Annotated in this window: 15 protein-coding genes; 8 read left to right on the forward strand and 7 right to left on the reverse strand. The window is 41.1% G+C overall.

Annotated elements, in window-relative coordinates; translation table 11 throughout:
- Positions 1 to 299 precede the first annotated feature (299 nt).
- Positions 300 to 1,784, reverse strand: a complete 1,485-nt coding sequence (locus FMM05_RS15580; protein ID WP_143374322.1) for a catalase — start codon at positions 1,782 to 1,784, stop codon at positions 300 to 302.
- 386 nt (positions 1,785 to 2,170) lie between these two features.
- Between FMM05_RS15580 and FMM05_RS15585 the strand changes: the two genes are divergently transcribed.
- The 5 genes from FMM05_RS15585 (at position 2,171) to FMM05_RS15605 (ending at position 6,359) form a co-directional block, all read left to right on the forward strand.
- Positions 2,171 to 2,899, forward strand: coding sequence for a DUF4197 domain-containing protein (locus FMM05_RS15585; protein WP_143374323.1), 729 nt, complete (start codon positions 2,171 to 2,173; stop codon positions 2,897 to 2,899).
- A 152-nt stretch (positions 2,900 to 3,051) separates the two neighbouring features.
- Positions 3,052 to 3,771 carry a DUF4197 domain-containing protein gene (locus FMM05_RS15590; RefSeq protein ID WP_143374324.1) on the forward strand — a complete coding sequence of 240 codons (720 nt, stop codon included), beginning with the start codon at positions 3,052 to 3,054 and terminating at the stop codon, positions 3,769 to 3,771.
- Positions 3,772 to 4,080: 309 nt separating this feature from the next.
- A complete protein-coding gene (locus tag FMM05_RS15595; RefSeq protein ID WP_143374325.1) occupies positions 4,081 to 4,485 on the forward strand; it encodes a MauE/DoxX family redox-associated membrane protein in 405 nt (134 codons plus the stop codon).
- A 30-nt stretch (positions 4,486 to 4,515) separates the two neighbouring features.
- A complete protein-coding gene (locus FMM05_RS15600) occupies positions 4,516 to 5,841 on the forward strand; it encodes an HTTM domain-containing protein (RefSeq protein WP_143374326.1) in 1,326 nt (441 codons plus the stop codon).
- A 77-nt stretch (positions 5,842 to 5,918) separates the two neighbouring features.
- On the forward strand, positions 5,919 to 6,359 hold the full coding sequence (locus FMM05_RS15605; protein ID WP_143374327.1) for a thioredoxin family protein: 441 nt from the start codon (positions 5,919 to 5,921) through the stop codon (positions 6,357 to 6,359).
- Positions 6,360 to 6,363: 4 nt separating this feature from the next.
- On the opposite strand, the gene FMM05_RS15610 is transcribed toward FMM05_RS15605, so the two are convergent.
- The 6 genes from FMM05_RS15610 to FMM05_RS15635 form a co-directional block, all read right to left on the reverse strand.
- Positions 6,364 to 6,807: a hypothetical protein gene (locus FMM05_RS15610; protein ID WP_143374328.1), complete on the reverse strand. Its 444-nt coding sequence runs from the start codon at positions 6,805 to 6,807 to the stop codon at positions 6,364 to 6,366.
- Between the two features lie 61 nt (positions 6,808 to 6,868).
- The gene (locus FMM05_RS15615) at positions 6,869 to 7,447 is read right to left on the reverse strand and encodes a hypothetical protein (protein WP_143374329.1); all 579 of its coding nucleotides are present in this window, start codon (positions 7,445 to 7,447) and stop codon (positions 6,869 to 6,871) included.
- A gap of 7 nt (positions 7,448 to 7,454) precedes the next feature.
- Positions 7,455 to 8,261 carry a helical backbone metal receptor gene (locus FMM05_RS15620; protein ID WP_143374330.1) on the reverse strand — a complete coding sequence of 269 codons (807 nt, stop codon included), beginning with the start codon at positions 8,259 to 8,261 and terminating at the stop codon, positions 7,455 to 7,457.
- Positions 8,262 to 8,299: 38 nt separating this feature from the next.
- Positions 8,300 to 9,139, reverse strand: a complete 840-nt coding sequence (gene pyrF, locus FMM05_RS15625) for an orotidine-5'-phosphate decarboxylase (protein WP_143374331.1) — start codon at positions 9,137 to 9,139, stop codon at positions 8,300 to 8,302.
- A gap of 130 nt (positions 9,140 to 9,269) precedes the next feature.
- Entirely contained in the window at positions 9,270 to 10,226 is a 957-nt protein-coding gene (locus FMM05_RS15630) for a transketolase family protein (RefSeq protein ID WP_143374332.1), read from the reverse strand.
- A gap of 102 nt (positions 10,227 to 10,328) precedes the next feature.
- On the reverse strand, positions 10,329 to 11,177 hold the full coding sequence (locus FMM05_RS15635; RefSeq protein ID WP_143374333.1) for a transketolase: 849 nt from the start codon (positions 11,175 to 11,177) through the stop codon (positions 10,329 to 10,331).
- A 417-nt stretch (positions 11,178 to 11,594) separates the two neighbouring features.
- On the opposite strand from FMM05_RS15635, the gene tgt reads away from it, so the two are divergent.
- Genes tgt through FMM05_RS15650 form a run of 3 tightly spaced genes read left to right on the forward strand, consistent with a single transcriptional unit; the run spans position 11,595 to position 14,793 of the window.
- On the forward strand, positions 11,595 to 12,725 hold the full coding sequence (gene tgt / locus FMM05_RS15640) for a tRNA guanosine(34) transglycosylase Tgt (RefSeq protein ID WP_143374334.1): 1,131 nt from the start codon (positions 11,595 to 11,597) through the stop codon (positions 12,723 to 12,725).
- Between the two features lie 30 nt (positions 12,726 to 12,755).
- On the forward strand, positions 12,756 to 13,832 hold the full coding sequence (locus tag FMM05_RS15645; RefSeq protein WP_143374335.1) for an LptF/LptG family permease: 1,077 nt from the start codon (positions 12,756 to 12,758) through the stop codon (positions 13,830 to 13,832).
- Positions 13,819 to 14,793, forward strand: a complete 975-nt coding sequence (locus FMM05_RS15650) for a DMT family transporter (protein WP_143374336.1) — start codon at positions 13,819 to 13,821, stop codon at positions 14,791 to 14,793. The genes FMM05_RS15645 and FMM05_RS15650 overlap by 14 nt, the downstream gene beginning before the upstream one ends.
- Positions 14,794 to 14,796 lie beyond the last annotated feature (3 nt).

A 14,796-nucleotide genomic window follows, 5' to 3' on the forward strand; every position in this document is an offset into this window, starting at 1 on the left:
TTAAATCTTTCAATCTTGATTTCAATATCCAAAAGTGAAATATTAGCCTTTTTTGGTATAAAAATGTATCTTTTTTGGGGTCAAAATGGACATTTCAAAATCCAAAAGTGAAATATCAAGCCTTTTTTTGAAGCAATTCCGGGTTGAGCGTTGCGAGTTGCGAGTTTTTTTGCTTCATAAAAATTGAAACTCTGAACCCTAAACCACTAACCCAAAACTGTGCAAAAAAAGCCCACTAAGAAAACTTAGCGGGCTTTCACCTCCACAATTAATCAATCCAATCACCTATTAATTAACTCTTAATGCTTGCTCATCATGGCCGGATCTAACTGAATGTTAAGCCCTTGCGCTATGCCCATGCCCAGTGTAATATCTGCCCTGAACCAGTGGCACAGCTGCCTGTTGATTATCTCTTCGCGCTTAGGGCCTGTAATGCCGCTCATTGCGCCCACTATGTTACTGATTGTGTTTTGTTTAGCCTGTGAATCCATCAACCTGAAGAGGTTGCCAGGCTGGGTATAATGGTCGTTCTCGCCCGGCGCATTACGGTCGTACCAGTCGGCTGTTAGGCTGTCTAATTCTTCCGCAGGTTCTTTGTAACTCTCATCAGGTGAGAGGGTATCAAAACTATTAGGGTAGTAATTAGGCCTGCTTCCACCGTTGCCATCTACGCGCATTTGCCCATCTCTATGAAAATTGTTAACAGCGAACGGGCAGCGGTTAACGGGTATCTGCTCAAAGTTGGTACCCAGGCGGTAACGTTGCGCATCAGGGTAGCTTAACAGCCTACCCTGCAACATTTTATCAGGCGAAAAACCTATACCATCTACTATGCGCGATGGCGAAAATGCTGCTTGCTCCACATCCTGAAAGTAGTTATATGGGTTGCGATCAAGCTCCAGCACACCCACATCTATAAGCGGATAATCGGCATGTGGCCACACTTTTGTAAGGTCGAAAGCGTTGATATGGTACGTTTTAGCTTCGGCAGCAGGCATTACCTGTATTTTTAAATTCCACTTTGGATAGTTGCCCTGCTCTATGTTTTCAAACAGGTCGCGCTGGGCAAAATCAGGGTCTTTACTTCTCATTTCAGCAGCTTCGGCATCGGTAAAGTTCCTGATTCCCTGCGCAGTTATAAAATGGAATTTCACGTAAAAGCGCTCATTTTCAGCGTTTATAAGTGAAAAAGTATGACTCCCGAAACCGTGCATATGGCGGTATCCTACGGGTGTACCCCTGTCGCTCATCAGGGTAAGTACCTGGTGAAGGCTCTCAGGGTTAAGCGACCAGAAATCCCACATCATCGTTGGCGATTTCATATTGGTCTGTGGGTCACGCTTTTGCGTGTGTATAAAGTCGCTAAACTTCTTGGCATCCTTAACAAAGAACACCGGTGTATTGTTGCCTACAAGATCCCAGTTGCCATCTTCGGTATAAAATTTAATAGCAAAACCACGGGGATCGCGCTCTGTATCTGCCGATCCTTTTTCGCCACCTACCGTACTGAACCTCAGCACCAAGCCTGTTTGTTTACCTACATTGCTAAAGATTTTAGCCTTTGTATATTTAGTAATATCATGTGTTACGGTAAATGTTCCGAATGCCGCCGATCCTTTTGCATGCACTACCCTCTCCGGGATGCGCTCACGGTTAAAATGGGCCATTTTTTCGTGCAAAATTACATCTTGTAACAGTACGGGGCCGCGTGGGCCGGCGGTTTGAGAGTTTTCGTGTTCGGCGTAAGGGCGGCCGGAAGCCGTGGTAAGTTTATCTTGTGACATATGCTTTGATTCTTTGTGTTGTTATTGATTTTGATATAGCAAATTTAAAATTCGATAGATTATATTTATCAAAACAGAGATTGATATTTCTTATAGTACTATAATTTAGATTGCAGTTTATGTTCAAAAAAGTTTTTACAATTGGATTTTATCTTGTAGATTTTTTAAAATCCAAAAATCAAACCACCAACATAAAACACTAAATATCATATATTTAAAAATTAACATAAAATAAAAAACAACGATATTTAGCTAATTTCACATTTCGCTAATGATATTTAGCTGTATTTTTTACCGCACTTAAAACCCTGTTTACCTCAAAGCTGTTTGGCTGCGTAATAATGAGGAATGGTTTTTGTTTATCTTTGAGAAACCTTTTATACAAAATGAAAAAATTACTATTATCGGTACTGGCTGTAACCGCTATGAGCACTACTGCCAATGCACAGCTTAAAAATGTTTTAACTAAAGCAAAGGATAAGATAACCGCCGGAAAATCAGGCTCGTTGGGCACATCAGAAATTGGGTCAGCTCTTAAAGAAGCTCTTAATAAAGGGGTTACAGAGCAGGTTACCAAACTTACTGCCGAAGACGGCTTTTATAAAAACGAGGCCGTTAAAATATTACTGCCCGAAGAATTGCAAAAAGTAGACAAAAAATTGCGCCAGGTGGGCATGGCAAGCCTTGCCGATGAAGGCATTAAAGTACTTAACCGTGCTGCCGAAGATGCTGTAAAAGAAGGTACTCCCATTTTTGTAAACGCCATTACCAGCATGACCCTTACCGATGCTAAAGGCATTTTGATGGGTGCCGATAATTCTGCTACCACATACCTGCAAAAGAGTACCTCAACGCCTTTATACGCTAAGTTTAGCCCAGTGGTTAAAACGTCGCTAAACAATGTGGGTGCCGATGCCGTTTGGGCAAAGATCATCGCTAAATACAACACATTGCCGCTGGTAACTAAGGTAAACCCTGACCTTACAAACTATGTTACCAACAAAACCATGGATGGTGTGTTTAAAATGATAGCGGTTGAAGAAAAGAACATCCGTACCAATACAGCATTCCGCACAACCGACCTGTTAAAGAAAGTATTTTCAATGCAGGACTAATTATATATCAGAATGTTATATTTAAATCCGCATCAGATCTGATGGATTTTTATACCCTATCACATCGAAACTTTTACCAAAACTTTATCACGGCAAGCTTCGTAAATTGTTAAAAAAGTAGTTGCTTTACAGTATCAATTTATTTTATCCGTATGAAAAAACTTATAGCGCCACTAATGGCTGTTTGCCTTATGTTTTCGGGCTGTGCAGAATTACAGCAGGTTGCCTCACAACTGCCACAGGTTGCAGGCACCTTATCTAACGCCGATATTGCTGCCGGACTTAAAGAAGCCTTAGATAAAGGTATCAACCAGCAGGTTACCAAACTTACTACTACCGATGGCTTTTATAAAAACCAACTGGTTAAGATACTGCTGCCGGCAGAATTACAAAAAGTAGACAAAACCCTGCGCGATATAGGTTTAGGCTCCCTTGCCGATGAAGGCCTTAAAATGATGAACCGTGCCGCCGAAGATGCTGTTAAAGAGTCTACGCCCATATTTGTATCGGCAGTAAAGAACATGACTTTTAATGATGCCAAAACCATATTACTGGGTAACGATCAGGCTGCTACATCTTATTTAAAGAATACAACCAATACGCAATTGTACTCTAAATTTAACCCGGTCATAAAATCGTCGTTTAGTAAAGTGGGCGCAGATAAGGTTTGGAGTAATATAATTAGTAAATATAATGCTATACCGCTGGTTACCAAGGTTAACCCCGACCTTACCGATTATGTGACAAATAAAGCACTGGAAGGCGTGTTTAAAATGATAGCTGTGGAAGAAAAAGAAATAAGAAACAACATAAACGAACGTACTTCTGTCCTGTTAAAAAAGGTGTTTGCCTTACAGGATAAGAAAGCTTAAAATTTTAATAGTCAACAGTATACAAATAACATTATCTTAACAATAGGGTCAATTTATTTTTGGTAATTTGCATATCAATAAATGGTTTTCTCACATTTGGTTAGGGTTAGTTAGAAGAATGCCGGTAGTTATACTACCGGCATTTTTATTTTGCATATGTATTTACCGCATTTAGTAGCTTATAAGCCTCATGTTTAGAGATAAATGTTTTGCATTTTAACATTTTTGATTAGATTTGTATGTTAATTTTTTCTTAAATGATGTAAATACAAAATAACATTATCCAAAACACAAACACACCACACAACTATGAAGTTTTTTTTACCCGTACTAATAGCAATATTAAGTGCAGCCCTTGGCATATTTTACATATATACCGGGGTAGACAAACACTTTTTATCGCCCTCATTTATCTTTCCGCTTAACAGTACCGTCCCGCAGGCATATCGCACCCTTGTAGGTATATTATATAATTCCGGATTCACAAAAATTGTAGGCGGTATAGAAATTGCCGCCGGGCTCATGCTAATTGTACCGAAAACCAGGCCATTAGGCATAGTAGTAATACTACCAGTAATCATTACCATTTTTTTACTGCATGCCTTACTAGATAATCGTATTGATGAACTTATAGAGGCCGGCATACCCCTTGCTGCAACATTGCTTATTTTTGCGTACCACCAAAAAAACTGGAAAGCCATTATTGCAAGATAATTACGTATTTTTGAAAGCATAAACTCCATTATGCGGCTACAATTTACTAAAAGGACAGATAATGCGCCTCTTATAGCGTTCAGGATTCTGTTTGGCCTGCTACTGGCATGGAATTGTGTAGATTACCTTACTAACGGCACAATTAATAAGATTTACATAAAGCCAAAAGTTACCCTTACTTTTATTGGTTTTGAGTGGCTGCAACCCCCATCCGGCAACGGTATGTACTGGTATTACGGCCTTATGGCGGTAAGTGCTCTGGGTATTGCAGCGGGCTTATTGTACCGGTATTCTTTAGGGCTGTTTACATTTTTGTTTGCAGGCACCTATTTTATGCAGAAAACAATTTACAACAACCATCATTACTTTTTATTGCTACTGTGCATTATTATGCTGGTTTTACCGGCAAACCGCTATGCCAGCCTTGATAGCTACCATAAACCTTCTATAAAGCGTTACAGCATGCCACAATGGTACTCGTGGGTGTTTATTTTACAGATAGCCATACTGTACTTTTTTGCCTCGATGGCTAAATTGTACCCCGACTGGTTAAACGGCACCGTAACCGGAATTATAGTAGGTAAGTTCAATATAAGCTGGTTAAACTTCCTGCTGCACAACCGTTATTTCCACCTTTTTGTGGCCTATGGCGGCATACTTTTCGATTTGCTCATTGTGCCCCTGCTGCTTATTAAAAAAACGCGTAAAACGGCTGCTATACTCTCGGTAGGCTTCCATACCTTTAACTGGCTTACGCTAAACATAGGCATCTTCCCGTTTCTTTCGTTAAGCTACCTGGTATTCTTTTTCCCACCCGATGAAATAAGGAAATTTTTCTTCAGAAAGAAACCTGCTTTGCAGGATATTAAGGAACCTGAAACATTACAAAACACTAACAACAAACTACTTAGATACTTTTTTATCCCCTATTTTATAATTCAGCTCGCCCTTCCTGTACGCCATCTGTTTATTAAAGGCGATGTTATATGGACTGAAGAAGGCCACCGCCTGAGCTGGCGCATGATGCTACGCCTTAAAAAAGGTACGCTTACTTACAAAGTGATCGATAAAAAAACCGGTGAGGACTTACACTACAAGCTCAGTGATGATTTTACACCATTGCAAATTAAATACCTGCCTGGCCGTGCCGATATGATTTGGCAGGCGGCCCAAATAATTAAAGCAGGGTATGCAAAAAATAGCAGGGATGTAGCGGTATACGCAATTAGCAGTGTGGCACTTAACCATCATCCCTCTAAGGCATTTACCAATCCTGAAACTGATCTTGGCAGTGTAAACTGGAACTACTTTGGCCATAATAACTGGGTGCTGCTGTATGATGATTACAGCCAATAGTTTAGCACTTTATCGTTAATAGTTAAATTGATTTTGAAAATCCGTTTACTTTTATACTTTTGCGAAAAAATAAGAGGGTGAAAAAGTGGCTTTTTGTATTGTTTGTTTTGCTGCACACTGTGGGCTATAGCCAGGAATGGCATACCGACCTGGATGCTGCAAAGAAAAAGGCTGCCGCTACGGGAAAGAACATTTTATTGGTGTTCTCAGGACCGGAATGGTGTACCAATTGTACCAAGCTTGATGAACTGGTATGGGAAAGCGCCGAATTTAAGGCTGAAGCCGAAAAAAGCTGGGTACTGCTGCGCGCGGATTTTGCCCAAAAGAAAGGTATGCCTGAACCTTTTGATGTTAACGACACTAAAGTAATACTTGCCGAAAAGTACAACCGTGATGGCTTTTTTCCGTTCGTGGTGCTACTGGATAAAAACGGAAGGCGCATTGGTAAAACAGGTTATGAAAACCTTGAAACTGCCGCACAATATGTATCGCTTTATAAAAACATGACCGCTAAATAGGCGGTTATTTTTTTGCTTTTGGTATTACCTCATCCTGAAGGTAGGATATAAACGGAATCAGAACCTGATAATGGGCAGGATCGTCATACCCGTTAAACACTACATACTTTACATTATTGCTTAATACCGCCAGGGTAATATCGGTACCGTCCTGAGACAGTTGCGAGCGGCCATTCTTAACCATTTTAAAACCGTCGAAAGGTAAAATAGCAGTGAGTTTACTCCACATACCTTTTGGTGTTTGTATATGCTTTACAAAAGGTTTTAAATTGCCTCCTGATGCCGAATAGCTAAGCGAATCTTTAGTGACGATAAGATGTATTTTATCGCCTCCCTTACCACCGTTAATCTCGCTGTATTCAATTTTATTTATGGGATCATCTTGGGCATGGCAAATTTGCGATAACAGTAAAAATGTAAATGCTGCAAGTAGTTTAACGTATTTCATATCTAAAAGTAAAATCCAAATATATACAAATAGGCTTGTCCGCAAACATCAGGATCTGAATCTATTCTATCATATTTACCCGTCGTGCCACCTCTTCGTTATTTGTGATAAGCAGGTTGGATAGCATACCGGAAGCTTCTTCCTCACCACCAAAAAACTGTGACGCACTTACATATATAGACTGCCTGTTAGAAAATTCGATTACTATGTACTGCGGTGATATGGTTTTAGGCGCACGCGTTAACCCTAAAATGCCTTTTTGACCCGGTTTGTAGGTATTTATTTCCTGCCAGCCTATAGTAACATTGATAATGGTTGCTGCTAAAATACCTTTCCACATAGTTTGGTTGGAAACATCCCACAGCCGATAAATGGGCGATGGCGCCGACTCATTTATCCTAATACCAATTTCGTATTGAACAAAACGGGTATCCCAACAAACCTCTATAACATCGTTTGTTGCTGTATATAGAAAAATAGCATAATCTACGCTGTCAACGTCATCAATATGGGTTTTGTATTGGGGCTCGGCATCAGGAATGTTTGATAAAGCCTCGGCGTATTTAACCTTAACGATCTTAAGGCCAATTAGCTGCCTGCAATGGTTGTTAAAGATAACGTGCCTGTGGGTAAAATCCATTGTAAAATTAAGCAGGCTCCTGCATGCGCTCCTGTAATTTTTTAAAATAGTCAAAAGCTTTTACCAGCCTGCTGCCGTACCAGCTAAACATCTCACCATCAACAAAAACGGTTTTAGCATGGTGCGTATGTCGGCCCAGCTCAAAAGCATCTTCATCTTTAAATGGGTAAGGTTCAGATGATAGGAAAACCACATCCGGGTCGCCCTGAATTCGCATTTTTTGAACGATCACTTCGGGGTAACGCTGCAAATGCCCGTAGATGTTGCTAAAGTGGTTAAGCTTCATCATTTCGTTTATAAAAGTACCGTTAGCCGCTGCCATATACGGGTCTTTCCATATAAAATAGGCGGTTTTTAGCCACTCTCTCCCTTCCATGAACTTCTTAAAATCGGCCTGGGCGTAGTTTATTTTATTAATCCATTGTTGCGATTGGGTGCGCACGCTAAATATCTTGCCAAACTCGGTTATCATGGCAAGTACATCATCTATAGTAACAATATCGCTGACCCATACCGGGGCGATCTCTCGCATGGTATCCACAATTTCCTGTGTATTTTCTTCTTTATTGCAAATAATGATATCCGGCTGCAATAGCCTTATCTTTTCAGGATGTACTTTTTTTGTACCTCCTACTATCTTTTTGGTCGATTTTAAGTGGTAAGGGTGCACGCAAAACTTGGTTATACCCACAAGGCGGTCTTCCAACCCTAAGTCAAACAGCAGCTCTGTAAGCGACGGCACAAGGCTTACTATGCGCAACGGCACAGCAGGCAATGTTATGGCAGTACCGGTTTGATCCGTATATTGTTTCAAGTTAATTGTTTATGGTTTAGAGTTCCAGGGTGGCGTGACTACAATTCTATTTTGGCAAGTTGCCTGTCCAGCAAAATCTTATTCATTTCCTGCTGCACTTTTAAGGCTTCTTCCCTTGCTTTTTCGGCAAAATCGGTACCATTAGAAGCATAAATTATAGCACGCGACGAATTTACAAGCAGGCCAACCTGGCTGTTCATGCCATATTTACAAACCTCTTCCAGACTACCGCCCTGCGCCCCTACCCCAGGAACAAGGATAAAGCTGTTAGGTATAATCTTACGGATCTCGGTAAAATATTCGGCCTTAGTTGCACCAACCACATACATAAGGTTTTCGCTTCCCGCCCATGTTTTAGAGGTTTCCAATACTTGTTTGTACAGTTCTTTATCGCCCGCCATTTTAGTCTGGAAATCAAAAGCACCCTCATTACTTGTAAGTGCAAGCAGTATGGTAAACTTATCTTTAATGGCTAAAAATGGCTCAACACTGTCTTTACCCATATAAGGCGCAACAGTAATAGAGTCGAATGCCATATCATGTAAAAATGCCTTTGCATACATTGCAGATGTATTGCCAATATCGCCACGCTTGGCATCGGCAATGGTAAATACCTCAGGGTGTTTATCGTTAAGGTATTTAATGGTTTTTTCCAGCGAATGCCAGCCTTTAAGTCCGTATGCCTCAAAAAAAGCGGTGTTGGGTTTGTAAGCCACAGCAAGATCATGCGTGGCATCTATAATGGCCTTGTTAAACTCAAATATTGGGTCTTCGGTATCCAGCAGGTGTTGTGGTATCTTATTAAGATCTACATCCAGGCCAACGCTTAGAAACGATTGTTTTAGCCGTATTTGTTCGAATAACTGTTGGGTGGTCATGTTTGTGTGTTGATAGTTGCAGGCGCAAAAATACGATTTTTTTATTTATTGGGTGGGTGGATATACTTGAGGTTAATAACAAAAAAATCCCGAAGCTTTCACTTCGGGATTGGTATATAGTACTGCAAAATTACTTTTTACGGCCAATAACTTTCTCGGCAGCAGCCTCAATAGCCTGGTTGTTTAGCTTGTATTTTTCCATAAGCTGATCGGGAGTTCCGCTTTCGCCAAAACTGTCCTGTACAGCAACAAACTCCTGTGGTGCAGGATTGTTTAACGATAGTACACGTGCAACACTTTCGCCAAGTCCGCCAAGTATGTTATGCTCTTCGGCAGTAACCACACAACCCGTTTTAGCAACCGATTTTAAGATAGCCTCATCATCAAGCGGCTTAATGGTATGTATGTTAATAACCTCGGCAGAAATGCCTTTAGCCTCAAGAGCCTCAGCAGCAATAAGTGCCTCCCAAACAAGGTGGCCTGTTGCGATAATAGTAACATCGGTACCCTCGCTTAAAAGCACAGCCTTACCTATTTTAAACTCGCCATTTTCCGGTGTAAAGTTAGCAACGCTTGGGCGACCGAAACGCAGGTAAACAGGGCCGTGGTGTGCTGCAATAGCAATAGTGGCGGCTTTAGTCTGGTTGTAATCGCAGGTGTTAATAACCGTCATGCCAGGTAGCATCTTCATCAAACCAATATCTTCTAATATCTGGTGGGTAGCACCATCTTCGCCCAGTGTTAAACCGGCGTGCGAAGCACATATTTTTACGTTCTTATCTGAATAAGCTACACTCTGGCGAATCTGGTCGTAAACCCTTCCTGTAGAGAAGTTGGCAAACGTACCCGTAAACGGAATTTTTCCGCCAAGGGTAAGGCCAGCCGCCATACCAATCATGTTAGCCTCTGCAATACCTACCTGAAAAAAACGCTCAGGGTGGTTCTTTTTAAAATCGTCCATTTTTAACGAACCAATAAGGTCGGCACAAAGCGCAACCACATTTTCGTTCGTCTGGCCCAGTTCAGTCAAACCCGCCCCAAAACCAGAGCGTGTATCTTTATTTCCTGTATTTGTGTATTTTGTCATATCAGCCCCCTATCCCCCCAAGGGGGAATTCCTATTAGGGGTAAATAGGATTTATTATGATCTTTAGTAAGTACGTAGTTCCCCCTTGGGGGGTTAGGGGGCCTAGTAGTCTCCCAGTGTGCTAATGTTTTGAGAAAAAGCGGTTTCAAGCTGTGCATCGTTAGGTGCTTTACCATGCCATGCATGGGTGTGCATCATGTAATCAACGCCATTACCCATCTCTGTATGTAATAGTACACAAACCGGCCTGCCCTGCCCTGTTTTAGCTTTAGCTTCTGTCATACCTGCAATAATAGCCTCTATGTTGTTACCAAGCTGAATTTCTACAACATCCCAACCGAAAGCTATAAATTTAGCGCTAAGGCTTCCCATGTTAAGCACCTCATCTGTAGGGCCATCTATCTGTTTACCGTTAACGTCTACCGTGGCAATAAGGTTATCTACTTTGTAGGCAGACGCATACATAATAGCCTCCCAGTTTTGGCCTTCCTGTAGTTCGCCATCGCCGTGCAGGGTGTAAATTAAGTGCTTATCGCCGTTTAGCTTTTTAGCCTGTGCAGCACCAATAGCAACGCTTAAGCCCTGGCCCAGTGAACCCGATGCAATACGTACGCCCGGTAAACCTTCGTGTGTTGTTGGGTGGCCCTGAAGCCTTGAATTCAGCAAACGGAACGTAGCCAGTTCTGCCACCGGAAAGTAGCCGCTACGTGCTAAAACGCTGTAAAACAGTGGCGAAATGTGTCCGTTACTTAAAAAGAACATATCTTCGTTAAGGCCATCCATATCCCAGCCTTCTTTGCGGTCCATTAAAACCTGGTAAAGGGATACCATAAATTCTGTACAGCCCAGCGAGCCGCCCGGGTGGCCGGAGTTTACAGCATGTACCATGCGCAAAATGTCTCTCCTTACCTGAATAGTTAAGTCGTTTAGTTGTTGTGTGTTAGGCTTCATTGTAGTTGTTTGAGTTAAACTGGCGCAAAAGTAATTCTATTTTTTACTACTGGCAAATAATTTTACGTCCTAAATGCACCGAAACCTCAGTGTTTACAAGTGTTTTAATTACACTTTTAAATTTTTAAATAATTGATATTTGAAATCTCTCAAGTGGTGTCTAAAATGTGCTTGATATTTCACTTTCGGATTTTGAAATAAGCATTTTTACCACTATTTAAGGTCACTTTTGGGTCAAAAAGCGGCAATATTTCACTTTTGGATTTTGACTTTTCAGTTACGCTTCTAATGTTTGGTGTAACATGAAAAAACAACATAACAATGTAACCATTTTTAAATTTCCACTACTCAATTCGGAATTCTAAAATCTAAATTCCCAACTTTAAAATCTGAGCTCTAAATTCCTATCTTTGCGCCATGAAATTTGATTTAGTTACAAAAGACCCGCTTAGTAAAGCAAGGGCAGGCACCCTTACTACCGATCATGGTGTTATACAAACCCCGATATTCATGCCCGTGGGTACCATGGGTACCGTTAAAGGCGTGCACCAGCGCGAACTTAAAGACGATATTAACCCCGATATTATTTTAGGTAATACCTACCACTTATACCTTCGCCCGCAAACCGAGATACTGGAAAAAGCAGGCGGACTCCATAAATTTATGAACTGGGACAGGCCCATCCTTACCGATAGCGGCGGTTACCAGGTATACTCGCTTTCGGCTAACCGCAAGATTAAAGAGGAAGGTGTTAAGTTTAAATCTCACATAGATGGGTCGTACCATTTCTTTTCGCCCGAAAGCGTAATGGAAATTCAGCGTACCATTGGCGCCGATATTATTATGGCATTTGATGAGTGTACCCCCTACCCGTGCGACTACCGTTATGCCAAACGCTCCATGCACATGACGCACCGTTGGTTAGACCGTTGTATTACCCACCTGGATAAACTTCCGTTTAAGTACGGCTACAGCCAGGCGTTCTTCCCTATCGTTCAGGGTAGTACGTATACTGATTTAAGGCAGCAGTCGGCCGAATATATTGCAAATGCCGGTGCTGTGGGTAACGCCATTGGCGGACTAAGCGTGGGCGAACCTGCCGAAGAAATGTATGCAATGACCGAGGTGGTTACCGCCATTTTACCCGAAGATAAGCCACGCTACCTTATGGGCGTGGGTACACCAATAAATATTTTAGAGAATATTGCGTTGGGTATAGATATGTTTGATTGTGTTATGCCTACCCGTAATGCCCGTAACGGTATGTTGTTTACAGCAAACGGTAGCATCAACATTAAGAATAAGAAATGGGAGGATGATTTTAGCCCGATAGACGAAATGGGTATAACCTTTGTTGACACCGAGTATACTAAGGCATATTTGAGGCACCTTTTTGCCTCTAACGAATATTTAGGCAAGCAAATTGCTACCATACATAACCTTGGATTTTATATGTGGCTGGTGCGCGAAGCACGCGAGCATATTATTGCCGGCGATTTTTATGCCTGGAAAGAAAAAATGGTAAAGCAAATGAGCCAAAGGCTTTAATTATTTATATTTGATTAAGAAAAGCACAACGTGAAGATAATAGACTGGTACATACTTAAGCGCTACCTGGCCACTTTTTTTGTAATGCTCATTATGTTTATCCCGATAGGGATAGTTATAGACGTATCTGAAAAAATTAATAAGATACTGGCTAAAAAAGTGCCTTTCCTGGAAGTTGCGGCTTATTACGGCCACTTTACCATTTATTTCGCTAACCTGCTTTTCCCTATTTTCCTGTTTCTATCCGTTATTTGGTTTACATCCAAGCTGGCTAATAACACCGAGATCATTGCCATTTTAGGTTCAGGTATTTCATTTGAAAGATTTTTAAGGCCGTATATTGTTGGTGCAACTTTTATTTCGATACTTGCACTATTAATGGGTTTTTTCTTTGTGCCTAAGGCCAGTAAAGGCTTTAACGATTTTAGATATCAATATCTTAAAAATAACGCCGAAACCCGCCAAAGCAGTGATGTTTACAAGCAAATTAGCGATAACGAATATATTTATGTAAGTAGTTTTAGTTACACGAATAAAACCGGATATAACTTTAATCTGGAGAGCTTTAAAGATAATAAGCTGGTGTACAAGATTACGGCAGGTTCTATAAAATGGAATGATGCCGACAGTACCTATACTCTTAGTGCTTACAATAAACGTACTGTGGGAGCCGATGGCGATATACTGGAATCGGCACCTACAAAAAAGTTCAAGTTCAACTTTAAGCCAGACGATCTTACACCAACTATTTATGCGGCAGAAACCATGACACTTGGCCAGCTTAACCGCTTTATAGAAAAAGAACAGGCACGCGGGTCGGCTAACATAAACGCCTATCTTGTAGTTAAATATAAAAAATACAGTATTCCAACATCGGCTTTTATCCTTACCATTATTGCCGTGGCGGTATCGAGCATGAAACGCCGTGGCGGTATGGGTATTAACCTTGCGCTGGGTATATCATTAGCATTTGTTTACATATTTTTTGATAAGGTATTTGGCACCATGGCCGAGAAATCAACGTTCTCGCCACTAATTGCCGTTTGGATACCTAACATAACCTTTGGCTTCCTTGCCATATACCTCCTGCGGAATGCAAGGCGATAAATTAAAAAATTACTTCCACCTCCATTTCATCGTTTTTATCTGGGGTTTTACAGCAGTGCTGGGCAAGCTTATAACCCTTAGCGCCATGCCCTTGGTGTGGTTCAGGATGTGTATTGGCGTAGCCTTAATGCTTGTATATGCACTAATTGTAAAAACGCCATTAAAAGTATCGGGTAAAACACTGTTGCAGTTTATAATTGCCGGGTTAATAATAGCGGTACACTGGTTTACGTTTTTTATGGCCATAAAGGTCTCTAACATCTCAATTACATTGGCATGCATGTCTACCGGGGCATTTTTTGCCTCGCTATTGGAAACTGTTTTTTATGGCAAAAAAGTTGTGTGGTATGAGTTATTACTCGCCCTTGTTGTAATAGCAGCGTTAAGCATCATTATATATGGCGAATTTTTTGTTGCCGTTTTAGATGCCATGGCTACAGGCCCGTTTTCATTCAGCAACATGGCATCGGTGGTACACAATACGCCTTCGGGCACCACGCATTTGGTTTGGGGCATTGTAATTGCCTTGATATCAGCATCATTATCGGCTTTATTTGCCATCATCAATGCAAAATTTGCCAAAGAACACAACCCGGTAACCATATCGTTGTACGAACTTTTAGGCGGCATCTTTTTCTTTTCGCTTTACTTATTATTTACGGGTGAGTTTACCCCTGCTTTCTTTAGCCTTTCGGGCGACGACTGGCTCTGGCTCTTTATATTAGGCTCGTTTTGTACGGCCTATGCCCAAATTGCAGCCGTAAAGGTTATGAAATTTATAACCCCTTACACCATGATGCTTACCATAAATTTAGAGCCTGTTTATGGGATAATTCTTGCATTAATAGTATTTAAAGACAACGAGAAAATGGGCTATACCTTTTATATAGGTGCTGCGATTATACTAATAACCGTGATACTCAACGGTATAATAAAGAACCGCCCCCAAGCCGCAAAGTAAATG

Source organism: Flavobacterium zepuense, from assembly GCF_007097145.1.
GTDB classification, from domain to species: Bacteria; Bacteroidota; Bacteroidia; order Flavobacteriales; family Flavobacteriaceae; genus Flavobacterium; species Flavobacterium zepuense.